A 22,270-nucleotide genomic window follows, 5' to 3' on the forward strand; every position below is an offset into this window, starting at 1 on the left:
ATCTCCCGGCAGTATGACATCCTCTCCCCCCAAATCCCTGCGCGTTGCCGTCGTCGGCGGCGGCGTGGCCGGTGCGTTCGCCGGCATCATTCTGGCCAGGCTGCCGCAGATCGGGCCCATCACCGTGCTGGATCGCGATGGCGCCTTCGGGCGCGGGCTCGCCTATTCCGCCAAAGCGAAGTGGCACCGCATCAACGTTCCCGCCTACAAGATGGGCGGGCTCGGCGCCGACGATGACGGCTTTGTCGAATGGCTGACGGAAACCGGTCAGGCGAACTGGCCGGACTACTCGTCGTCTTTCGTTCCCCGCCGAGTCTATGGTGATTACATCTCGACGAAGTTCAACGAACTGACCGCCATCGGGCGTGTGACGCCGCGGCAGGACGTGGCAGTCGCCGTGACGCGCCAAGGCGATGGCTATCGCGTTGCGACCGCATCTGGCGCGACCATCGACGCCGATCTGGTGTTCCTCTGTCTTGGCAACCAGCCGCCGTCGCCGTTTCCCGGCATCAAGGCATCGCCGCGTTCGATCACCAATGTCTGGGCGCCCGGCGCACTCGATCCCATCGGGGCGGATGATCGCGTGCTGGTCATCGGCACCGGCGCCACCGCGGTCGATGTGGTGATCGATCTCGTCCATCGCGGCATGCGCGCGCCCATCACGATGGTCTCGCGGCGCGGACTGCTGCCGCTGATCGATGTGCCAGCGGAAATCGATCCCAATCCGATGAACTCATTCCCCGTACCCACCGCACGGGGCCTTCTGGCCGCTCTTCTCAAGGACACCCGCCGCAAGGTGGCCGCGGGGATTCCATGGCAGACCATGGTCGACACGTTTCGACTGTCGATTGGTGAACTCTACAGGAACGCCTCCGAAACCGAACGTGCCCGCTTCGCACGGCATCTGCGCGCGATCTGGATGGTGCATCGGCATCGGCTGGCGCCGGATGTCGCCGAGCTGCTGCAGCAGTTGCAGCGGGACAAGCGGCTCGACGTGATCGCAGGACGCATCGCCAGCGCGGTCGCGACGACATCAGGCCATGACGTCAGCATCCGCAAGCGCGGACATGGCGAGACGATCAACCTCGCCACCAACTGGATCCTGAACTGCACCGGCCCCGAAGAGCGCTATGATCGCCTGGGCGATCCGCTCATCAAGTCGCTGCTCACAACCGGGCAAGTGCGGACCGGCTTCAACGGCCTCGGCCTCGATGTCGCTCCAACCTGCGAGCTGCGCGACAGCGCCGGTCATGTTCAGCCCGGCTTCTATGCCATCGGCCACGCCACGCGCGGCGCGTTCTGGGAAGTGACTGCGGCATCCAATATTCGGCGGCAGTTGCTGGCGATTGGAGATACGCTGGAGAATTCACCGTCAACCGCGTCGTAGGATGGGTTTCGCTCCGGCGCTTCGCGCCTTCGCTCTGCCCATCCTACAGACTCAGCCCTTCCGCCACGGCACGATGGCCCGCTCCAGCGCGTCGAAGCCGGCATTCATCACGAAGCCGATGATCGCGATGACGAACAGGCCGACATACATGGTCTGGACGTCGAACAGCTCCCACGCATTCCAGATCATGTAACCGAGCCCCTGCTTGGCGCCGACCATCTCGGCGATGGCGATCAGCACCAGCCCCATGCCGGCGCCAAGCTTGATGCCGGTCATGATCAGCGGCAATGCGCCGGGCAGCGCCACGGTGCGGAACATGTTGAAGCGGCTGGCGCCGAAATTGCGGCCGACATCGAGGAAGATCGGCGCAATCTGGCGCACGCCCGCGGCCGTATTGATGACCACCGGATAGAACACGCCGATCGCCACCATGGCGATCTTGGAACTTTCACCGAGACCGAAAATCAAGAGCATCAGCGGCAATAGCGAGCTCTTCGGAATCGGATAGGTCGCGGAGATCAGGGGATCGAATGCGGCCCGAACCGGGCGATACAGACCGATGGCCAGCCCGATCACGATCGCCGGCACGCAGCCGACGACAAAGCCCACGATGAGGCGATACAGGCTGGCGCCGACATGCCGCCACAGCGCGCCGGATGACGCCAGCTCGAACAGATGCTTCACGATATTCGAAGGCGCCGGGAAAAACCTGACATCAACGATACCGGTGCGGGCGCAGATTTCCCACAGGCCGAGCAATACCAGCGGGGACAGGATGCTGATGGTACGGTCGCTCCACAGCGAAGGCGAACGGGCCGAACTCATGCCTTGCTCCCCGGCTCGCGGCTGCGCGCGCGATCGACCTCTTCACGCAACTGCGCCCAGATGTCATAGACCAGTTCGCCATAGGCCGGTGTGTGCCGGAGTTCGACGACGTTGCGTGGCCGCGGCAGATCGACCGGCACGATGGTCTTGATACGGCCGGGGCCGGCGGTCATCACCATGATGCGATCGCCCAGCGTCACGGCCTCGTCGACGCTGTGAGTGATGAAGACCACAGTCTTGCGCGTCTCTTCCCAGATTCGCAGCAGCTCCTCGTGCAGCAGCGTCTTGTTCTGTTCGTCGAGCGCCGAGAACGGCTCGTCCATCAGCAAGATGTCGGGATCACTGGCGAAGGCGCGCGCGATGGAAACGCGCTGGCGCATGCCGCCGGACAGTTGATGCGGATAGAGCGTCCGCGCGCCATACATGCCGGTCTTGTTCAGATAATGCCCGACCACATCATCGATCCGCGCCTTCGGAACATTGCGCATCGTCAGGCCATAGGCGGCATTATCCCATACGGTCATCCAGGGAAACAGCGAGTCCCCCTGAAACACCATGGCGTTCTGCGGATGGCCGGGCTGCGGATCGGCGATGACGATCCGGCCGTCCGATGGCGCATCCAGCCCCGCAAGCATACGCAGCAGAGTCGTCTTGCCGCAGCCGCTCGGGCCGACCACCACGAAGAAGGTGCTGGCCGGGATATCGAGCGTGATCCGGTCCAGCGCCAGCTGCGTATCGTGCCGCTTGGTGACGTCGCGCAGGCTGATCTTCGGCGCGGACACTGGCCCGCCATCCCCGATTGCTGCTGTCGACATCTGCACCGCCATTGTTACGTTTTCCCACGCCGTTTTACCTGGGCCGCGCGAACGGCCCCAGGTCCGGCTTCAGCGCATTGACATAGGACATATCGACGACCTTGGCAGCCTTGATGTCACTGGTGACAAGGCCGCGCGACTTGAAATAAGCGAGATCGGTCTCGACGCTCGGGAGATTGACCTGGCCATCGGGATCGATAAACACCGGCACCATCTGCTGCAGCAGCGTCATGTCCTTGATCCCCGTCATTTCGGCGATGTCCTTGATCATGCCCTCGGCGCCGGGACCCGCGATCTTGCCGTCCTTCAGCGTCGCGTCATAGGCTCGCACGCCGCGCAGATAGGCCTTGAGGAAGGCCGTCACCGTCTTGCGATCCTCGGCGAACTTGCCATTGATCAGCAGCATGGCCGTCTGCTGCACCGGATAGAAATCGTCGAGGCCGGCGAAGCGTACGGCGACGCCATTGCGCACCATGGCCGTCACGCCGGGCTCGGCCGAGATCGCCGCATCGATCGCCTTGTTGGCGAATGCCGTGAGATGCTGCGGGAATGGCAGGAAGATCTTTTCGATATCCTCGTCCTTCAGACCGGCCTTTTTCAGCGCCTGATTGATAACGGATTCATCGGCCGCACCATTGGCGATGATCGCGACCTTCTTGCCCTTGAGATCGGCAAGCGACTTGAATGCGCCTGACTCGATCAGGTCCTTGCGGACCATCAGCGCCTTGTAGCTATAGCCGGCGATATTGGTGCCCTTGTCGGCCACCATTTTCAGCTTGAGACCACGATTGACGGCATTATAGAGCCCGGCCGACGCAGCCCCTGCGGCGGCGTCCAGATCTCCCGCACCGAGCGGCGCGACCATCTTGGCACCGGAATCGAACGGGATGAGTTCGACCTTGACGCCCTCTTCCTTGAAGTAGCCGCGCTTCTCGGCGAGGAACAGGCCGATATCGGATGACAGGTTGGTGGTTCCGACCTTGACCGTCTTCATCCCCTGAGCATGCGCACTTCCCATCATCGACATCGCAACAGCAGCGACAACAAGCAGACGTTTCAGCATGATCGGTCCTCTCTATCTCGCATGAAAATGATGGGCAAAACGCGCCGCAGCTCAGGGCAAACGTGGAAACAGACGTCTCGGATTGGTTTCGGTAATCAGTTCGATATCGGCTTTGGAGAAACCCGCAGCCTTGATGCCGGCGAGCGGATCGCGATCCGCCGGCGGGAACGACTCATCGGTGCCGAGCGCCACGCGTTCGATACCCACTGCATCGGCGAGAAAGCGCAGCGCCTTCGGCGCATGAACGATACTGTCATAGCCGATGCGCGACGCGTAGACAGACGGATCGCATTGCGCGACGTCGCCCTGACCCGCACGGTCCATCCGCGCATGCATCACGTCAAAACGGCCCAGCAGATACGGGAACGTACCGCCGCCGTGGCTGAGGACGATGGACAAAGCAGGGAAGCGATCGAGCACACCGGAGAACATGATGGAGCCGATGCCGAGCGTGGTGTCGAATGTGTATTGGGCGATCTGCGTCAGGGCAAATTTTGCGGCGCGCGGCGCGGCATCCACCAGCACGGGATGCAGGATGACCGGCAGTCCCAGCGCTTCCGCCTTGCTCCAGAACGGATCCAGCGGCTTCTCGCCGATATTGATGCCTTCGATATTGGCGGGGACCATCACAGCCACGGCGCCGAGATCCACGGCGCGATCGAGCTCGGCCGCAGCGTCGGCAGCATCGACCAGCGGCACCGATGCGACGAAGGAAAAGCGGTCATTGTTCGTATGGCACCAGTCGCCCAGCGTATCGTTGAGCATGCGATGCCAATGCGCGCAGGCATCTTTTTGAAGGCCGTAGCCGTAAATATCCGGCCATGTGGCCACCAGTTGCCGGTCGAGACCCTGACGATCGAGGCTGGCACGGCGTTGTTCAACAGGCTCGACCAGTTGCGGGAAGAACGGCCGAACCCTGAAACCGTAATCGAAGCCGAGGGCCGGCGGCTTTCCGTTCCCTGACGGCAGCAGCCTCACGCCGCAATAGGCGCCGCGGCCATCGATCGCGGACAGAAGCTGCGGCGGCACATAATGGGCATGGATATCGATCGGCACAATCAGTCCCTATGCGGCATTGGTCCTGCGCTCGCGCGCATCCTTGATGAGGCGCCACAGACGCGGTGGCGTCAGCGGCAGGTGATGAATCTCCACATGCAACGGCGCCAGCGCCGCCGCCACCGCATTGGCCGTCGCTGCGGCCACAGCAACGATGCCGCCCTCGCCCGCGCCCTTGGCGCCGAGCGGGTTGCTCGGCGACGGCCGAAGCTCCAGCGTCACCGCGCGCAGCACCGGAAAATCGCTCGCGGTCGGCACCAGATAATCGGCCAGAGAGGCGTTCAGGAGCTGTCCCTGATCGTCATAGATCAGATGATCGAGAAAAACGCCACCCAGTCCCTGCACGATGGCGCCGATCGCCTGTCCGTGCACGATGGCCGGATTGATGGCACGACCGACATCTTCGACCGCGATGTAATCGAGAATTTTCACCGCCCCGGTACGTGGATCGACGGTGACATGCGCCGCATGGGTGCCGTAGCTGTAGGTGCGCACATTGTTGGAGAATGTGCCGTCTGCCTGCAATTCGCTGTCGGTTGCGAGCGCAGCGAACGACACGGACGCGCCGTTATCGGCGATGACGTTCGCATTGACGATCTTCAACTCGCTGTTCGGCCTGCCCAGGTGATTGGAGGCACGCTCCAGGATCTTCTCGCGCAGCCGGGTGGCAGCATCGAGCACGGCCGAACCGCCCATCACCACCGCGCGCGAATGATACGTGCCGAAGCCTTCATCAAGCAGCGTGGTCGAGCCGTGCAACACGCGTATACGATCGAACGGGAGCGATAGCGTATCCGCCGCGATCTGGCCGAGCACCGTCTCCAAACCCTGGCCCAGCACGGATGAGCCCACAACAACAGTCAGCGAGCCGTCCCTCTCGAGCGTGACTGCGGCATTTTCCTTCGGGCCGGCACCGCCGCTTTCGACGAAACAACCGAGCCCGATGCCATGACGTACGCCATCGATCAGTTTGCCCTGCAGATGTCGTTTCTCGGTCCAGCCGATCTCTTTCAAGGCACGTTCGAAGACCTCGACATAGTCGCCGGTGTCGTAGGATGTCGGCCCTTCATAGGGTACGAGCCCGTCAATGGGATAGGGCAGCTCCTCTTCGGTAATCAGGTTCTTGCGCCGGAATTCAGCGACGTCGATGCCGAGATCCATCGCCGCCATGTCGATCAACCGCTCGCGAAAGAAATTTGCCTCGAAGCGGCCCGGACCGCGATAGGTGCCGACCGGCGTCTTGCTGGTCATGAAAGCTTCGACTGACACGCTGACATGGGGGATGCGATAGGGACCAGGCAGAAACTGCGCCGCCTTGGCCGGCACCACGCCGCCATTGGTGCGGATATAGGCGCCCATATCGGCGAATATCCGGCCGCGCAAACCCAGTATCATTCCGTCGCTGCGGCAGGCGAGCGACAATTCGCAGGCGACATCGCGTGAGTGATTGATCGCCATCAGATGTTCGCGGCGATCCTCGATCCATTTGACCGGGCGTGCCAGCTTGCGGGCAGCAAAGGGGATCAGGAAATCCTCGGGATAGAACTCACCACGGACGCCAAAGCCGCCGCCGACATCGATCTCGATCAGATCGATATCCTCCTGGCGAAGGCCCAGCATCTGCGCCAGCGCGCGGCGGTTATAGAACGTGACCTTTGTCGCGCCCGTGACGACAAGCCGACCGGCCGACGAATTCCATTCTGCAAGGAGCCCCCGCGTCTCCATGGGCAGCGCCGTGTGGCGCTGCACGCTGAAGCGCTCGGTGCGCACATAGTCCGCCGACGCGAACGCTTTATCTGCATTGCCAAATCCGGCATCGTAGCGCAGCGCGACGTTATCTTCGGTGAAGTCGAACAGCGGGGTTGCGCTTGCACCGCGCTCGGTGACTGCCGACAGCGCTTCAAATTCGATGCCGATCGTCTCCAGCGCGTCCTCGGCCAAAGCGCGGCTGTCAGCAACCACGACAGCAATGGGCTCGCCGACATAGCGCAGCTTGTCGCGCGCGATCACAGGCTGGCGGAATGGCTCGAATTCGGGCAGCGGCGCCAGGCGAAGCGGGATGATGGGGATGACATCGCCGATATCGCGGGCTGTGATCACAGAACGAATGCCCGGCATGGCCAGCGCAGCCGATGCATCAATCGCCAGGATACGCGCATGCGCGATCGGGCTACGCAGGATCGCGGCATGCAGCATCCCCTCGACGGCGAGATCGTCAGCAAAATTGCCGGACCCCGACAGGAAGCGCGCATCCTCCATACGCTCGACCGCGCTGCCAACCAGAAGTTTGGCGACATCGCTCATTGTGCCGCCTCACGTTGTACGTCGCTATAGGCAATACGGGCTTCCATGATCGCCGCGATGATCGGCAGATATCCGGTACAGCGGCAGAGATTGCCGGAAATCACCTCGCGGATGCGATCCTCATCCGCCTGCGGCTCGTCGGTCAGCAATGCATGGGCAGTTGCGAGAATGCCGGCGGTGCAAAAGCCGCATTGCAAAGCGTGATGCTTACGGAATGCCAGTTGTAACGCGCCGAGATGCGCAGCGCTGCCGAGCCCCTCAACGGTCGTCACCTCGCACCCTTCCGCCTGCGCCGCCAGCATCAGGCAGCCGCGCACGGCGGCACCGTCGACGATCACCGTGCAGGCACCGCAGACGCCGTGCTCGCAACCCAGATGCGTTCCGGTCAGGCGGAGTTCGTTGCGCAGCGCATCCGCCAGCGTAGTGCGCGGCTCGACCGCGACGGTCGCCGCCGCGCCGTTGACGGTGAAATGGACGGGACGCGCGGACGTCATGCGGCCTCCGGCAAGATGATATCGGCCGCACGCGCCAGCGCCCGCTCCAGCAACACACCCAGAAGATCGCGGCGATAGGCGGCTTCCGCGTGGATATCATCGGCAGGATCGACCGCATCCCGCGCAGCCGTCGCAGCCTGAAGTATCACATCCGCATCAATCCGGCGGCCATTAAGGAGAGCCTCGACACCTGGCAGTCGCGCTGGACGATCCGCGACGCCGATGACCCCGACATGCGCATCGAAAGCCAGACCTTGCGCATCGATGTCGTAAAATGCTGCGACGCCCGCCAGCGCAAAATCCCCGCGGCGGCGGGCGAATTCCTCGAAGGCCCAACGCCGTGCCTTCTTCCATGGTGGCAGATGTATACTGGTCACGATCTCGTCGGCCTCCAGAACCGTGCTGAGCCCGCCGGTAATGAACTCATCCGCGCACACAATGCGGCACCCGTTCGACCCGACGATCGTCAGCATCGCATCGCAGGTCACCGCAATGCCCGGCATTTCGGCGGCCGGATCAGCATGGGCCATGCTGCCACCGACGGTACCGCGGTTACGGACCTGGTAATGCGCGACATGGGCAACGGCTGCCGCCAGTAGTGGATGCGCCTGCGCGAGCCGCGCATCACGCTCGATATCGCGCCAGGTCACGAGGGCGCCGAAATCGATGCCCTCAGCGGAAATACTGATAGTCTTGAGATCGGGCAGCCGCCCGATATCAACCAGGACGGTCGGTGCCGCCAGCCGGAATGCGAGCATCGGCATCAGGCTCTGTCCACCCGCGATCACCTTGGCATTGCCACCGTGGGCCGCGAGTGCGGCAATCGCCTCGGACAGCGTGGCAGCGCAAATATAGTCCAGCGGCGGAAGCTTCATGGGCTATTTGCTACTTCTCAATTGCTGAGAACACCATCTTATCTTATAAGAACCACAGCGCAGGGCAATGTTTGTTCGTGCGCAAATCATATCCAGATGCTGCCCGTTCCGATGGCAGGCATTACCGAATGGAGGTTCCGTTGGCCATCAAGAGAGCAACAGCGTCGAAACGCGCTGACGCAACGGAGCGTCCTCCCGCCGCGGACGGCAGTTCGCGAAAGATACTTCGTGCCTTGCTGGCCTTCTCTACCGATCGTCCGCGGCATTCAGCAGAAAGCCTGTCGGAGCAGATCGGGGTGCCGCTGTCGTCGACCTATCGCTATATCGGTATCCTTCGCGAAGCCGATCTCATTGATGAAGACGGCCGCGGCTCGTTCGTGCTGGCACCGCGCGTCATCGGCCTGGCTCAGGCCGCCCGCGCCGGCACCGACCTCGCCTCCATTGCACGCCCCTTCATGAAGCGCGTCTCCCAGGAAGTCGGAGAAACGATTATCCTGCTGCGCCGCTCGGCCGATCGCGCCGTGTGTATCGAGCGCGCCGAATCGTCGTCGCGTATTCGCCTGACCTTCGAGGTCGGAACGGCATTGCCCCTGCACCGTGGCGCCGGCCCGAAAATACTGCTCGCTCACATGTCGGAAGCCGAATGCGAGGCGATCCTCGACGACGCGGTTCTGCGCGAGCCCGGCTTTGCTCCGCATCGCAGGTTGCTGGTGCGTGAACTCGCCATGATCCGGGAACAGGGGTGGTCGGAGTCACGCGCCGAGATCACACCCCACGTCTATGCCGTCTCCGTTCCGGTGCGTGACCCCAGCGGGGTGGTTGCCGCCATCTCGTTCGTGACGCCGGCATTCCGCACGCCGAAAGCCAGCCAGATCAGGCTGCGCGAACATCTGCAGCATGCGGCCAAGGATATCAGCAGGGCCTATGCAGCCGTCAGTCTTTGACGGCTGCACGTAACCGGCACGATCAGATCGGATAATGCTGCGGGCCGGTCTCGATGGTGATCCAGCGCAGTTCAGTGAATTCGGCAATGCCGGCTCTACCGCCGAAGCGGCCATAGCCCGACGCCTTCACCCCGCCGAACGGCATCTGTGCCTCGTCATGCACCGTCGCGCCATTGATATGGCAGATGCCGGACTCAATCCGCTTGGCGACATCCAGCGCGCGGGCAATATCGCGGCCGAACACGGCGGCCGATAGTCCATACTCCGTATCATTGGCCACACGCACGGCTTCCTCGACGCCATCTACACGCACGACGGTCACGATCGGGCCAAACGATTCCTCATTATAGATGCGCATGGCCGAGGTGACGTGATCCAGCACCGTGGCCGACATCAGCGTGCCTTCGACGCTACCGCCGGCCACGACGCGCGCGCCCTTCCCCACCGCATCCTTGATCAGCGCCTGCAAACGATCTGCCGCGTCCGCGCCGATCAGCGAGCCGAGCGGCGTGTCGCCCTGGCGTGGGTCGCCGGCGACAAGCCCCCCGGCCTTGGCCGCCAGTTTCGCCACGAACGCATCAGCGACCTTCTGGTCGACCACGAGACGCTCGGTGGACATGCAGATCTGGCCCTGATTCATGAAGGCACCGAAGGCCGCTGCCGCCACCGCCGCATCGAGATCGGCGTCGTCGAGGACTACCAGCGGCGCCTTGCCGCCGAGTTCGAGCAGCACCGGCTTGAGATAGGTCGCGGCGGTCTGCGCGATGATGCGGCCGACGCGGGTCGAGCCGGTGAAGTTGATCCGCCGCACCGCGGGATGCGAGATCAGCGCATCGATCAGCGCCGGAGCATCCTCCGGCGCGTTGGTGATGACGTTGAGCACGCCGGGCGGCAGACCCGCCTCGCGCAGACATTCGCCGATCAGCCGATGCGTACCGGGGCAAATCTCGGACGCTTTCAGGATCACCGTGTTGCCGCAGGCCAGCGGCAACGCCACGGCCCGCACGCCGAGAATGACCGGCGCATTCCACGGCGCGATGCTGAGCACGACGCCCGCGGGCTGGCGGATCGCCATCGAGATGCAGCCGGGCTTGTCCGATGGAATGACCTCGCCGGAAATCTGCGTCGTCATCGATGCCGCTTCGCGCAGCATGTTGGAGGCGAGATGGACATTGAAGCCAGCCCAGCCGGCGGTCGCACCGGTTTCCGACGCCATCAGTGCAATGAAGTCGGGCGCCTTGCTGGCAAGGATATCGGCAGCCTTCAGCAGGACGGCACGGCGTGCACCCGGGCCGGTGGACGACCACGCAGGGAAAGCAGCGGCAGCGGCATCGGCCGCGCGCTTGGCATCGGCGATCTGCGCAGCCGCAGCACGCGAGGCGACGTCACCGGTCATCGGGTTGAGACGATCGAATGTCGCGCCGTCGATGGCCTGCACATCCTGGTTCTCGAGCAGCAGATTGATCTGGTTCATGGCGATAGCCTCCGTTGAATATTTTTGCTGGATCAGGCTGCGCCGCTGGCGAGCCCGCCGAGATAGGCGCGGCGCACGGCGTCATCTGATTGCAGGGCAGCCGCGGTACCGCTGCCGGTAATCCTGCCGTTCTCGATCAGATAGCCGCGATCCGCGATGGCGAGACTCTCGCGCGCGTTCTGCTCGACCAGCAATAACCCGACACCCGTCTCGCGCACCTTGCGCAAGGCCGCGAACAATTCGCGCACCAGCAACGGCGACAGACCGAGCGATGGTTCATCGAGCAGGAGAATATCGGGGTTCGACATCAGCGCGCGGCCGATTGCCACCATCTGTTGCTCACCGCCGCTCATGGTACGCACGGTCTGCGCCAGGCGCTCGCCGAGCCGAGGAAACAGCGTCATCACCTTGGCGCGCTGTTCGGCCTCGACGGCCCGTGCGCGCTTCGGATTGGCGCCGAGCAGAAGGTTCTCCGCCACTGTCAATTCACCGAACACGCCGCGGCCTTCCGGCACCAGTGCGAGCCCGGCTTCCACGATCTCATGAGGCGGCAGACGGGACAGATCACGACCGGCGAGTTTGACGATCTTGGCTGGTGACGGCAGCAAACCGGCAATGGCCTTGAGCAACGACGACTTGCCGGCGCCATTGGCGCCGAGAATGACGATGATCTCGCCGCGCTCGACATGGAGCGCCGCATCGCTCAGCGCGTGATGCTGGCCATAGGTGACGCTGATATTGGAGACCTCAAGCATCCGCAGGCACTCCCAGATAGGCCTCGATCACCGCTGGGTCGCTCAGCACAGCAGCAACAGGCCCTTCTGCAATCTTGCGGCCGCTGCTCATGACCACGCAGCGATCACATAACGAGCGGATCGCATCCATCACGTGCTCGACCAGCAGGATCGACAGCCCCTCATCCTTGAGCGAGCGGATCAGTTCGATCCCGATCAGCAATTCGGACGGGTTCAGACCAGCAAGCCATTCGTCGAGCAGCAGCAGGCGCGGCTGCAGCGCCAGCGCGCGTGCCAGTTCGAGCCGCTTGCGGTCGATATAAGTGAGCTCCGATGCGGGCCGTCCGCCAAATCCGGCGAGCCCGACCCGCGCGAGCAGGCCGGCCGCAGCCGCAGCCATCGCGTCGCGTGCAAGCGGCGCATGATGAAAGGCCAGCCCGGCCTCCACATTCTCGCCGCAGGTCATGCCATCGAGCACACGGACCAGCTGGAAGGTGCGCGCGAGCCCGAGACGCGCGATGCGATGGGTCGGCCAGCCCGCGATATCGTGGCCGGCGAAGGCAATCACGCCGGCATTCGGCGACAACACGCCGGAGATCAGGTTGAGCGCCGTGGTCTTGCCGGAGCCGTTGGGGCCAAGCAGGCCGACGATCTCGCCGGCATGCACCGCCAGGTCGATGCCGTTGACGGCGACGAGGCCACCGAAAGCGCGGGTCAGGCCTTCGATGCGGAGCACCGGCGTTGCACTGGGGGTCATGCCTGCGCTCCCCGCATCTTCGACGCCGTTGGCTGCCAGGCCTTCAACTTCTCCCAGAAGCCAACCACGCCTGATGGCAGCGCATAGACGATGAGGAGAAACACCACGCCCATGATCAGGGTCGATGTGCTGGGGAAGCGTGCGGACAGGACGTCGAACAACAGCGTCAGCGGAATGGCGCCGAGCGCCGGGCCCCACAGGCGATGGGCGCCGCCGAGCAGCGCCATGATCACCACTTCGAAGGAGATCGTGGCGTTGAAGGCAATCGAGGGCTCGATATAGGTGAAGCGCGGCGCCATGATCGCACCGACCAGCGTCATGAAGGTGGCGGTGATGGTGAACAGCGCCACCTTGGCGATAGTGACGTTGATGCCGCAATGCCGCGCCACAGTCTCGTCCTCGCCGATAATCCGCAGCGCGAAGCCGAAGCGCGAGCGGGCGATCAGCCAGCCGGCACCGAACACGATGACGGCCAGCGCCAGCAACTGCCAGTAGATGTCGTTCTGGGTGATATCGACAAAGACGTAACGGCCGAGTACGCGCGTCTTGTTGACCTCGTACCAGACCACGATCTGGCGCACGAGTTCGGCGAGACCGAAGGTGAAGATAACGAAATGCACGCCGCTCAGCCGCAGCGTCGACAGGCCGACGATGACGGCCATCACCGCGCCGATCGCAGCCGCGATCAGCAGCACCAGCGACCATGGCAATTGCTCACCCAGCACCGCGACGGTGTAGGCGCCGACACCGAAGAAGGCTGTCGTTGCGAGCGACACGTAGCGTGTCGGGCCCGAGAACATGCCCCATGCCGTCGCTAGCACCGTGAACTGCAACAGGCTGATCGCCAGCGCGAGATAATAGGCGTCGACCACCATCGGAACGAAGGCGAGCGCAACCACCGCTGCAAGGCAGATCGCACCGGTTGTCATTTGTGCGCGGCTCATCGCTGCGCCCTCCCGAAAATGCCGGCCGGCTTCACCAACAGCACGCCGAGGAACAGCGCGAAATTCACCGCCAGCGTCAGCCCGGGATCGATGAAGGTCGCCACCAGCGCTTCGCTCAGACCGAGCGCAAGTCCTGCCACCAGGCAACCGAGCAGATTGCCGACGCCGCCCATCACGACGACGATCAGGGCCTTCATGGTGAAGACCACGCCGGAGGTGGCGCTGAAGGTCAGGAACATGCTGATCAGCACGCCCGCGGACGCCACGAGCGCGCCGCCGAGTGCAAAAGCGAGTGCCGATGTCCTGGTGACGTCGATCGCCACGAGCTGCGCCGCGACGGGATCGACGGCCACCGCGCGGATCGAGGTGCCGATCCGTGTGCGCGTCAGCGTCAGATAGAGCGCGAGACCGACGACGACCGCGAGACCGAAAGCGATCAGGCGATTCAGCGCCAGCACTTCGCCGACGATCGTCACCGGCACAGCGAGGAACGAGTAGCTGAAATAAGCGCCGCCAAACATGGTCAGCATGATGCCCTGCACGATGAACATCATGCCGAAGGTGGCTAGAATACTGTCGACCTCAAGGGCGTCGCGGGTGCGCGCGCGGCGCACCAGCGGCGTGAGCAACACGCGATACAAGAGATAGCTGACGCCGAAACTGACCGGAATGACAAACGCCAGTCCTGCGAGCGGATTGAGCGCCCAGCCGGTAAACAGCCAGTAGGACGCAAAGGCCGCGCCGATCAGGAACTCGCCATAGGACAGGTTCATGATCCGCGCCACGCCATATTGCAGGGTGAGCCCCATGGCGATCAGCGCATACATGCCGCCCAGCACGAGGCCGGTGAGAACCGCGTTTGTCATTCTGTCAGACCAGATACAGGAGGGACGCGATCACTGCGCCTTCCATGCCGGCTTCGGCACGACCGGCGCACGCGCGCCCTCGTTACCCGACGGGCCGACGCCATAGAACTCGCCGTCCTGCCACTGCCCGACCCACCAGTATTTGGTCGGCATGTTGTTCTCGAGCTTCACCTTGCCAATCACGGTGTCAAAGGTGCCGCTCTGCAGGTCCTTGATGACCGCAGCACGATCGACTTTGCCAACCCGCTCAATCGCTTGCTGCAGCATCTGCAGGCCGGCATAGGTGACCGCACTCGCCCAGCGGTCCGGCTCGGCGCCATTCGTGGTCGACGCCTTGTGGCGCGCCAGATAGTCCTTGATGGCCGGGCTGTCGCCGCTCCAGCCGCCGATGCCCATCACACCTTCCGCATTGGCACCGAACTTCTGCTTGAACAACGGAAATGCCGTGCCGACGCCAGTGTAGAAGATCTTCGGATTGAAACCGGAGATGCGCGACTGTTCGGTGATGGCGATCGTGTCCGGCGGATAGCTGAAGGCGATGAACACGTCGGGGTTCAGTGCCTTCACCTCGTTGATGATCGGGCTGAGATCCTGCGTGCCCACCGGATAGGTCTTGTCATAAGCCAGCTTGAATTTGGCGGCTGTCAGAGCGGGCCTTGCGGCACCAGAGAGATCGATGCCGAAGCCGTCGGCGATGCTGGCCATCGCCACGGTATCGCCGATCTTGCCTTCACTGCGGAGCTTCGTCAGCAGCTCGACCAGCGTCTTGGCGGCGTCGGCGCTGGTGCCGAGCAGCCAGAAACTGTTGGGCCAGCGCTTTGCCAGTTCGGGCGCGCGGTCAGTCACTGCCGTCGAGGCGATATGCGGATAGCCGGCCTTGTTGAGGATCGGGCCAACCGCGAGATTCAGGCCGGTGCCCCAGGGCGGCAGGATGAAATCGACCTTGTCCTGGGTGATCAGCCGCTCCAGCGCCTTGGCGGCTTCCTCGGCGCTCGACCGGTCGTCATATTGCACGACCTCGATGGGCACGCGCTTGTCGCCGAGCTTGAGGCCGCCGGCGGCGTTCACCTCCTTGACCCACAGCTCGTAGTTTGGAATCGTCGTCACCGCAGCGCCTCCGGCCGCCGGGCCGGTGCGTGAGATGGCATAACCGATCTTGACCGACGTCTGGGCCTCCGCCGCGCCGTCCCATCCGACGACCGCCGCACCGGCCACTGCGAGTAGTCCCGCCGCAAGGCGCTTGACTGCTGACACCATGATATCCTCCCCGAGATCTTTTCACCGACGCCTTGTGGCGTTCGATGGCGGGAGACTAGTCGAGCGCTTGGACCTGGGAATTGGACGCATCCGGGGAAAGATTGTATTGATCCGTGTAAGCGAGCTATTTCGCGCGACGGATTGTCCCAGTGCTTGAGACCGCGCACATCGTTTCGGGTCCGGCCGGCTTCATGGAGAAGCTGCTTCCCGCTTTGCATGCCGACAGATTCGTGCCCGGACTGGCGCCGCGCAGCTGGACCATCCGGCAGTCGATTCCCCGGCGCTCACACCTGCTGGTGATCGAAACCCGGCGCGGCACCGCGACAATGCGCGGCACCACGGTTGCCATTCAGTCCCCCGGCCTGTTGTGGCTTCCCGGCGATCATGAAGGCACGCTGCAGGTCGAGGCCGGCGCGCAGGGCTATCTGATATCCGTCTCCGACGACGTGCTGACGCGGACCGTGGCGAGCAGCGCCGAGGCGCTGCATCTGCGACGGACCATTGACCGGCTGGTCCTGCTTGAAGGCAAGCAACTCGCCACGACCTTCACTCCCATCACCGAATCCTGCGCCACACTGGTGCGCGAGTTGGGCACGCCCGGCCGCGGCAGTGCGACGATGAGTTCGACACATGTGTTATTGCTGTGCCTGCATCTCTGGCGATCGCTGATTTCGGAGGAGCCCGCCGACGATGCTGCGCAGCGCGGCGATGGCCCCCGCCTTGTCGGCAATTTCCTGCAGATGGTCGAACTGCATTATCGTGACGGCTGGCCCATCGCCCGCTATGCGGCCGCGCTTGGCGTCACCGACGACAAGCTGCATGCGCATTGCAAGCGCGAGAAGGGTTGCAGTCCGCGCGCCATCATACATCAACGGCTAATCCACGAAGCCTGCATGCGCTTGCGACAACTTGATCTGCCTGTCGAGCAGATCGGCTATGGCCTCGGCTTTCGCGACCCCGGTTATTTCAACCGCTTTTTTCGCAAATATCAGAACGCCTCGCCTGGCGCCTATCGGCGCCGCGCGCGACTCGATCCAGGTCAGCACGGTCCGTCCTATGCAGCGTGGCCGTAACTGTCCCACCGTCGATCAGTGCTGTGTCTCTTTGAAACCTGCGTGATCAATTTGGAACAGCACGCGTTAAGCATGACTCGATATTGAATCGGGATCACAACATCCATTTCCGCGCTCTGTTTCAGATGTCACTCATGACGCCGTTCACTATTCGGCCCAAAGCGCTGGTGAAAGATGCCCACGAGATCGTCATCGACGTAGGATCGCACCCATAAGACGCATGTGACGGCGCCAATTACCGACTCCAGGTAGAGCGGAATACTACTTGGCGCAACGAGGCTGCATTCACTCAACTGTGTCCGAGTGTTTCCGCCGAAATGCCTTATCGCGAAGGTCAAATCTTAGACGTTGTGCTGGTGACAAAAGGCTGCGAAAGCAGGATATTGATGAAATTGCGACTTATCAGCGCACCAACGAAATTGGCGTTCACCCTTTTTCATAGTGTCGGCCCATGACCATCGAGATCGTCCAGATCGTCCAGGAATTGAGTTCGGTCGGCGGCGTTGAAAGCGTGGCCAGCGAACTCGCATGCGCCTTCAGCCGCGCCAAGATCGCCAACACAGTTCTCGCCAGCGCCGTCGGCGACAAGGCAACGCCGGGTACGCGCATCGAGCGCGTCGGCGGCTGGCTGTCACGCATCAAGACGCGCGGCGTCCTGCGCTATCTTGGCCGCGCTTTTGTCGTTCCTACCTTCACTTTTCTGGCGACGCGCGCCGCCTATCATCATCCCAAGGCCGTCATCGTGAGTCACGGTGACAGCCTGACGGGCGACGTGCTGGTCGTGCACGCGGTCAATGCGCAGAGCCTCGCCGAAAAGCGCAACGCCGGTTCCTGGTCATGGATGCTGAATCCCATGCATCTGTGGGTGGCCCTGCGTGATCGCTGGATGATCGGCGGTCTGCGCTATCGCATGTATGTCGCGGTCTCGCCGCGCGTCGCGACCGAACTGCAACAAATCTACAAGGTGCCGGCATCGCGCATCCGTGTGATCCCCAACGGCATCGACCTCAATCGCTTTACCCGCGATACCGCGGCCGGCCTCAGGATCCGTGAGGAATTCGGCATCCCCGCACACGCCAGGCTTCTGCTGTTCGCCGGCCATGAATTTCGCCGCAAAGGTCTGGCGCATGCCATCGGCGCGCTCGAGCGTCTTGGCCCCGATGTCTGGATGCTGGTGGTGGGCTCGGACAATCCTGCGCCCTATCGCAAGCTGGCGACAACCTCGAGCAATCGGCTGGTCTTCGCAGGATCGCGCACCGACATGCCTGCGTTCTACGCTGCGGCCGATGCCTTCGTGCTGCCGACCGCCTATGAGACTTTCTCACTGGTCTGCATGGAAGCCATGGCCTGCTCGACGCCGGTTTTCGCGACGCCGGTTGGCGGCATCGAGGATTACCTTGTCGACGGCGTGAACGGCTATCAGATCAAGATGGACGACGCAGACATCGCAGAGAAGATCGCGATGGCTTTCTCCGATCCGGCAGCATTGGCGCGGCTGTGCGAAGGGGCGCATGCCACGGCACTGAACTACGGCTGGGATTATGTCGGCTCGCGTTACATCGAACTGCTGGAGCAGGTCCAGGCCTCGAAGGACGAATTTGCGCCGGGCGCGATGGCGGTCGGCGCCTGATCGCAAGCGCCTGCTTTCAAGGGAGCGGCCGGGCGGCTCCCCGCTTGGCATCGGCCGCCTGCCGGCAGGCCGACACCAGCGCATTCGCCACCACCTCGTAAGTGAAACGCGTCAGCACATTGTCGCGCGCGGCCACACCGCGATCCAGCAACTGCTGCGGATCAGCAGCAAGCCGATCCAGCAGTGTCGCCAGGGCATCCGGATCGCGCTCGGGAACAATCCAGCCGCCCTTGCCGACAACCTCGGGAATAGCACCGCCCGTCGAACCGATAACCGGCACGCCGCAGGCCTGCGACTCGACGATCACCCGGCCGAACTGCTCACGCACGGCGCTGGTTGTGCGGGTCAGCAAGATCGCCGCATCGAGGCTGCTGAGGAACGACGCGACATCGGCGGGCTTGCCCCACCCCTGAAACGTGACGCGGTCGGTCAGGCCCATTTCAGCGACACGCTGCCTGAGTGCAGGCTCATGAGGGCCTTCGCCCATGATCGCCAATGTCACATGCGCCGCGGCGCGCTTCATCGCATCGAGCGCATCGTCGAGGCCCTTCTCCTCGACGAGACGCCCGACATAGCCAATGCGTAGTCCCTGCCCGGGCGCCATCGGAGCCCGGCGCTCGTCCGTCAAATTGAAGGTCGCGAGATCGACACCGTAGCCGATTGGCGACGTCGGGCCGGCATAGCCGCGCGCGCGAACGACCGCTGTCGCCTCCGGACTACGCGAGAGGATGTGATCCGTATTCCGCAACACGTCCTTGCGGATGAATTCGAATGGCGGCGGCAGGCGCTTGAGAATGTTCTGATCGACTTCCAGGACCATTGCAGCGCGGCCCTTGAGGACGCGCGCCTGCATCGCGACTACGCTCCACGGTTCTTCCCAGAGATGGATCACATCTGGATCGACCTCGCGGATAATGCGGCGCAGCCCCGGATAGAAATGCAGATACCAGCTCATCGGGCCCGCTCGCGGCAGGCGGATCGGCATCACATGCACGGTCATGCCGGGATCGTCGGACGGATCTGCAATGATCGTGCGGCCGAACTGATACCAGGTCGCCGGGACGACGAGATGCATATCGACGTCATCGCGCCCGACGAGAGGGTAGTAACGCAGGCGCCCCGCATCGCGGCTGACGGCGGGATGGGCGATCGAAAGAACCTTGAGGCGACGACTGCTAGACACGCCCCGTCATCCTCGCGGCCACACCCGTCAGGCCAGACAGATGCAGTTCCATGGTCGCGAGACTGCGATCCGCGCCGTTGATCGTGCATCGTGGCAGGTTGTAGGCATCCTGCCCGTTGCGCACGAGGCCCTTGCGCGTGGTTGCTGCGCTCGCATAGCCGGCATCACGCGCGATGGCGAAATCACGCGGACCGCAATCGCCTGAACGCCCATAGGGAAATGCAAAATGTCTGGCGGGAATACCGAGCCGCTCGACCAACCGGTCGCGGCCGCCCTTGAGTTCAAAGCGTGCGTCATCGGGCGACAGCGACGAAATGCGGGCATGCGTCACGGTGTGGCCGCCGATTTCCACCAGCGGATCGTCGCGCAGCTCTTCGAGCATCTCCCAGGTGATCGCATGCTTCCAGTGCATCGCGTCGATGTCGACACCGTTGAGTTCGCAAAATTTGGCGTAGCAGCTGGCCGCCTGGGGGCCGTCCCAACGATCCGCAATCCGATGGAACGCCGCACGCTTGGCGTCGGATGTCGGCACGTCGATCGCGCCGTCCTCGAGAATGACCCGGTCGTTGTTGAGCAGGGTATCTTCCAGACCCGCGGCCCACAGCGGAAGCGTACCGTCAGGAATGCCCGTCGTAACGAACAGCGTCACCGGCACGTTGTGACGGCGAAACAGCGGCACGATCTCCTCATACGTATCGCGATAGCAATCGTCGACGGAGAAATTGGCGAAACGATCGTTGGACTTTCCGGCCTTCGTGCGCTGGATCGCCTCTTCCATCGTCACGACATCCCAGCCGCGTTGCTTCAGATGCGATAGGAACTGATCGAGAAAATTCGTATCGAGATAGAAGTCGCGGTTCGGCAGCTTTTCCCAGGCCCGAGCTGAAGCGCCGCGGTGAAAGGTCATCAGGCAACCGCGCGTGCCCATGAACAAGTCGGCAGCCATGCTGATCGGGCGAACCAGCGCTTCGGACGAAGCCATGCGTCGGGCGGCGCTGGATAACAGGTGCTTCATCGAAAAGTCCTCAGACGATCAAGGCACTCTCTAATACAAAAACACATACTAAAATCACAAGCGGCCCCGGACGCGCGCAAATGCCGCAATGTAAATGCCGGGCATCAGCATGGCGACAGACAGGGCAAGGCAGACCAGATAGGCAAAACCACCGGCGAAAAGTCGCTGCCACGGGCCCGTCAGAACCTCATGAATTTGCCAGCTGAAGACTGCCATCAGCGCTGCCGGGAAACACGCGAGAACCATCAGGTAGAGCAGCTTGCGCCGGGACCCCAGGACGATCATGACGCCAGCCAGAAGAACGATACCACGGGCGGCTTCGCCCAGTCCAAGTAACAAGGTGCCCCATTCGTGCGCCGTGGGCAGGTATGAGGTGAGAAGGTTAACTACGATATTAACCAGATAGGCACTGATAATGATGGCCGCGGCCGCAAGGTTCCGTCCTGCGCCATTGAGGATGCGGATCAGGATCCAGCCAAGCGTCGCAGCCCAAAGGCCAAGTGCAATGCCGCGCAAGGCCTGACTGGTCAGAAACAGTGCCTGCTCGTTAAAGGCGCCGCGCAGAAAAACCAGTCGCACGATCTCCGGCGCGAACATCGCGAGAAAGACTGACGCCGGCACCGCGAATGCGAGAATGGGCCGGGCGATCCCTTCGATCTGCACGCCGACATCCTTTGGCGGATGGCTGGACAACACCGCCAGCCCGATCGGCTGGCTGATCAGCAGCAACGCGCTTTCGGTCAACGTCCGCGCATAATCCATCGAGGCCACCGCACCGGTCCCGACCCGCGAGGCCAGCAGGCGTTCGATCCAGACATTGGCCTGTTCGGCGACCGGTAGCGCGAGCAGCGGTCGCAGCCGACGGAAGAAGTCGCGCCCCGATGCCAGCACCGATGACAGCGACAGGCCCTTGAAGCTGAGCACGCCCTCGCGCCACATGGTGTAGAGGCCCCAGGCGGCGAGCGCATTGAAGGCAATCGAGAACGACCAGGCCAGTGTATGGAAGTTGCCGGACACAGAAACGAGAGCAATGCCCATGAGCACGGCCACGTTCAGGATGCTGGCGCGGACATTCGTCAGGCGGGTCCGGCCGAGCGCAATTTCCCCCGAGGCCAGCACATTGATCATCGCCGAGGCCGGCATGCCCAGCGCCATGATGCGAATGAAGTCGAGGGTAAGCCTACGCCCTTCCGCCGAAAAGCCGCCGACCAGCGCGTCCACGGCCCTCTCGCCGAGAGCCTGCAGCCCGATCATCAGGATCATGGCGATGCCGGTGATCGCCACGGTCATGGCACCAAGGCGCTGAGGTCCGTTGCCGTCCTTCAACGCATCCCGGTGCATCGGGATCATCACGGCCGGCACGGTTTCGTTCTGCAGGAAGGCCAGCGGCAGCATCACCGCCGTGATCGCGCCACGAAAGCCATCGGCGACCAGCGAGGCGCCAAGCACTTGCGCCATCAATATCTCACGGCCGAACCCCAGCAGCTTGCTGGTCAGCGCACCGCTGATGAGAATCGCCGTGAACTTCCGCGTCGAGTGCCGGGCTCCGCTCATAGGCGCGCCGCCGCGGTCCG

20 protein-coding genes are annotated in these 22,270 nt (G+C 63.2%); 4 read left to right on the forward strand and 16 right to left on the reverse strand.

Annotated elements, in window-relative coordinates; translation table 11 throughout:
- Positions 1–13 precede the first annotated feature (13 nt).
- Positions 14–1,387 carry an FAD/NAD(P)-binding protein gene (locus ACEK02_RS25335; protein ID WP_371424253.1) on the forward strand — a complete coding sequence of 458 codons (1,374 nt, stop codon included), beginning with the start codon at positions 14–16 and terminating at the stop codon, positions 1,385–1,387.
- A gap of 51 nt (positions 1,388–1,438) precedes the next feature.
- Here ACEK02_RS25335 and ACEK02_RS25340 read toward each other — a convergent pair whose 3' ends face one another.
- The 7 genes from ACEK02_RS25340 to ACEK02_RS25370 are packed head-to-tail and all read right to left on the reverse strand — an operon-like array spanning position 1,439 to position 8,819.
- A complete protein-coding gene (locus tag ACEK02_RS25340) occupies positions 1,439–2,212 on the reverse strand; it encodes an ABC transporter permease (RefSeq protein WP_371424254.1) in 774 nt (257 codons plus the stop codon).
- Positions 2,209–3,027: an ABC transporter ATP-binding protein gene (locus tag ACEK02_RS25345; protein WP_371424255.1), complete on the reverse strand. Its 819-nt coding sequence runs from the start codon at positions 3,025–3,027 to the stop codon at positions 2,209–2,211. The genes ACEK02_RS25340 and ACEK02_RS25345 overlap by 4 nt, the downstream gene beginning before the upstream one ends.
- 34 nt (positions 3,028–3,061) lie before the next feature.
- Complete coding sequence (locus ACEK02_RS25350) at positions 3,062–4,090, reverse strand: ABC transporter substrate-binding protein (RefSeq protein ID WP_371424256.1); 1,029 nt, start codon at positions 4,088–4,090, stop codon at positions 3,062–3,064.
- Positions 4,091–4,141: 51 nt separating this feature from the next.
- Positions 4,142–5,146, reverse strand: coding sequence for an amidohydrolase family protein (locus ACEK02_RS25355; RefSeq protein WP_371424257.1), 1,005 nt, complete (start codon positions 5,144–5,146; stop codon positions 4,142–4,144).
- A 9-nt stretch (positions 5,147–5,155) separates the two neighbouring features.
- A complete protein-coding gene (locus tag ACEK02_RS25360) occupies positions 5,156–7,450 on the reverse strand; it encodes a xanthine dehydrogenase family protein molybdopterin-binding subunit (protein ID WP_371424258.1) in 2,295 nt (764 codons plus the stop codon).
- Positions 7,447–7,944 carry a (2Fe-2S)-binding protein gene (locus tag ACEK02_RS25365; RefSeq protein WP_371424259.1) on the reverse strand — a complete coding sequence of 166 codons (498 nt, stop codon included), beginning with the start codon at positions 7,942–7,944 and terminating at the stop codon, positions 7,447–7,449. Before ACEK02_RS25365 ends, ACEK02_RS25360 begins: the two co-directional genes overlap by 4 nt.
- On the reverse strand, positions 7,941–8,819 hold the full coding sequence (locus tag ACEK02_RS25370) for a xanthine dehydrogenase family protein subunit M (RefSeq protein ID WP_371424260.1): 879 nt from the start codon (positions 8,817–8,819) through the stop codon (positions 7,941–7,943). Before ACEK02_RS25370 ends, ACEK02_RS25365 begins: the two co-directional genes overlap by 4 nt.
- Before the next feature lie 128 nt (positions 8,820–8,947).
- Between ACEK02_RS25370 and ACEK02_RS25375 the strand changes: the two genes are divergently transcribed.
- On the forward strand, positions 8,948–9,763 hold the full coding sequence (locus ACEK02_RS25375; protein WP_371424261.1) for an IclR family transcriptional regulator: 816 nt from the start codon (positions 8,948–8,950) through the stop codon (positions 9,761–9,763).
- 22 nt (positions 9,764–9,785) lie between these two features.
- Here the strand turns inward: ACEK02_RS25375 and ACEK02_RS25380 are convergent, their stop codons facing one another.
- Genes ACEK02_RS25380 through ACEK02_RS25405 form a run of 6 tightly spaced genes read right to left on the reverse strand, consistent with a single transcriptional unit; the run spans position 9,786 to position 15,795 of the window.
- The gene (locus ACEK02_RS25380) at positions 9,786–11,237 is read right to left on the reverse strand and encodes an aldehyde dehydrogenase (RefSeq protein ID WP_371424262.1); all 1,452 of its coding nucleotides are present in this window, start codon (positions 11,235–11,237) and stop codon (positions 9,786–9,788) included.
- A gap of 32 nt (positions 11,238–11,269) precedes the next feature.
- Positions 11,270–11,992 carry an ABC transporter ATP-binding protein gene (locus tag ACEK02_RS25385; RefSeq protein ID WP_371424263.1) on the reverse strand — a complete coding sequence of 241 codons (723 nt, stop codon included), beginning with the start codon at positions 11,990–11,992 and terminating at the stop codon, positions 11,270–11,272.
- Positions 11,985–12,728 carry an ABC transporter ATP-binding protein gene (locus ACEK02_RS25390; protein ID WP_371424264.1) on the reverse strand — a complete coding sequence of 248 codons (744 nt, stop codon included), beginning with the start codon at positions 12,726–12,728 and terminating at the stop codon, positions 11,985–11,987. Before ACEK02_RS25390 ends, ACEK02_RS25385 begins: the two co-directional genes overlap by 8 nt.
- Positions 12,725–13,672 carry a branched-chain amino acid ABC transporter permease gene (locus ACEK02_RS25395; RefSeq protein WP_371424265.1) on the reverse strand — a complete coding sequence of 316 codons (948 nt, stop codon included), beginning with the start codon at positions 13,670–13,672 and terminating at the stop codon, positions 12,725–12,727. The genes ACEK02_RS25390 and ACEK02_RS25395 overlap by 4 nt, the downstream gene beginning before the upstream one ends.
- Complete coding sequence (locus ACEK02_RS25400) at positions 13,669–14,538, reverse strand: branched-chain amino acid ABC transporter permease (protein WP_371424266.1); 870 nt, start codon at positions 14,536–14,538, stop codon at positions 13,669–13,671. The genes ACEK02_RS25395 and ACEK02_RS25400 overlap by 4 nt, the downstream gene beginning before the upstream one ends.
- A 30-nt stretch (positions 14,539–14,568) precedes the next feature.
- On the reverse strand, positions 14,569–15,795 hold the full coding sequence (locus ACEK02_RS25405; RefSeq protein WP_371424267.1) for an amino acid ABC transporter substrate-binding protein: 1,227 nt from the start codon (positions 15,793–15,795) through the stop codon (positions 14,569–14,571).
- 149 nt (positions 15,796–15,944) lie between these two features.
- On the opposite strand from ACEK02_RS25405, the gene ACEK02_RS25410 reads away from it, so the two are divergent.
- Together ACEK02_RS25410 and ACEK02_RS25415 are read left to right on the forward strand one after the other, a co-directional pair.
- On the forward strand, positions 15,945–16,868 hold the full coding sequence (locus tag ACEK02_RS25410; protein ID WP_371424268.1) for a helix-turn-helix transcriptional regulator: 924 nt from the start codon (positions 15,945–15,947) through the stop codon (positions 16,866–16,868).
- Between the two features lie 451 nt (positions 16,869–17,319).
- Complete coding sequence (locus ACEK02_RS25415; protein ID WP_371424269.1) at positions 17,320–18,498, forward strand: glycosyltransferase family 4 protein; 1,179 nt, start codon at positions 17,320–17,322, stop codon at positions 18,496–18,498.
- Positions 18,499–18,514: 16 nt separating this feature from the next.
- On the opposite strand, the gene ACEK02_RS25420 is transcribed toward ACEK02_RS25415, so the two are convergent.
- From ACEK02_RS25420 to ACEK02_RS25430, 3 genes are read right to left on the reverse strand one after another with little or no spacing between them, the layout of a single operon-like run.
- Positions 18,515–19,681 carry a glycosyltransferase family 4 protein gene (locus ACEK02_RS25420; RefSeq protein ID WP_371424270.1) on the reverse strand — a complete coding sequence of 389 codons (1,167 nt, stop codon included), beginning with the start codon at positions 19,679–19,681 and terminating at the stop codon, positions 18,515–18,517.
- Positions 19,674–20,696: a polysaccharide deacetylase family protein gene (locus tag ACEK02_RS25425; RefSeq protein ID WP_371424271.1), complete on the reverse strand. Its 1,023-nt coding sequence runs from the start codon at positions 20,694–20,696 to the stop codon at positions 19,674–19,676. Before ACEK02_RS25425 ends, ACEK02_RS25420 begins: the two co-directional genes overlap by 8 nt.
- Positions 20,697–20,750: 54 nt before the next feature.
- Complete coding sequence (locus tag ACEK02_RS25430) at positions 20,751–22,250, reverse strand: lipid II flippase MurJ (RefSeq protein ID WP_371424272.1); 1,500 nt, start codon at positions 22,248–22,250, stop codon at positions 20,751–20,753.
- Between the last annotated feature and the right edge of the window lie 20 nt (positions 22,251–22,270).

This window comes from Tardiphaga sp., from assembly GCF_041424195.1.
Taxonomy (GTDB): Bacteria; Pseudomonadota; Alphaproteobacteria; order Rhizobiales; family Xanthobacteraceae; genus Tardiphaga.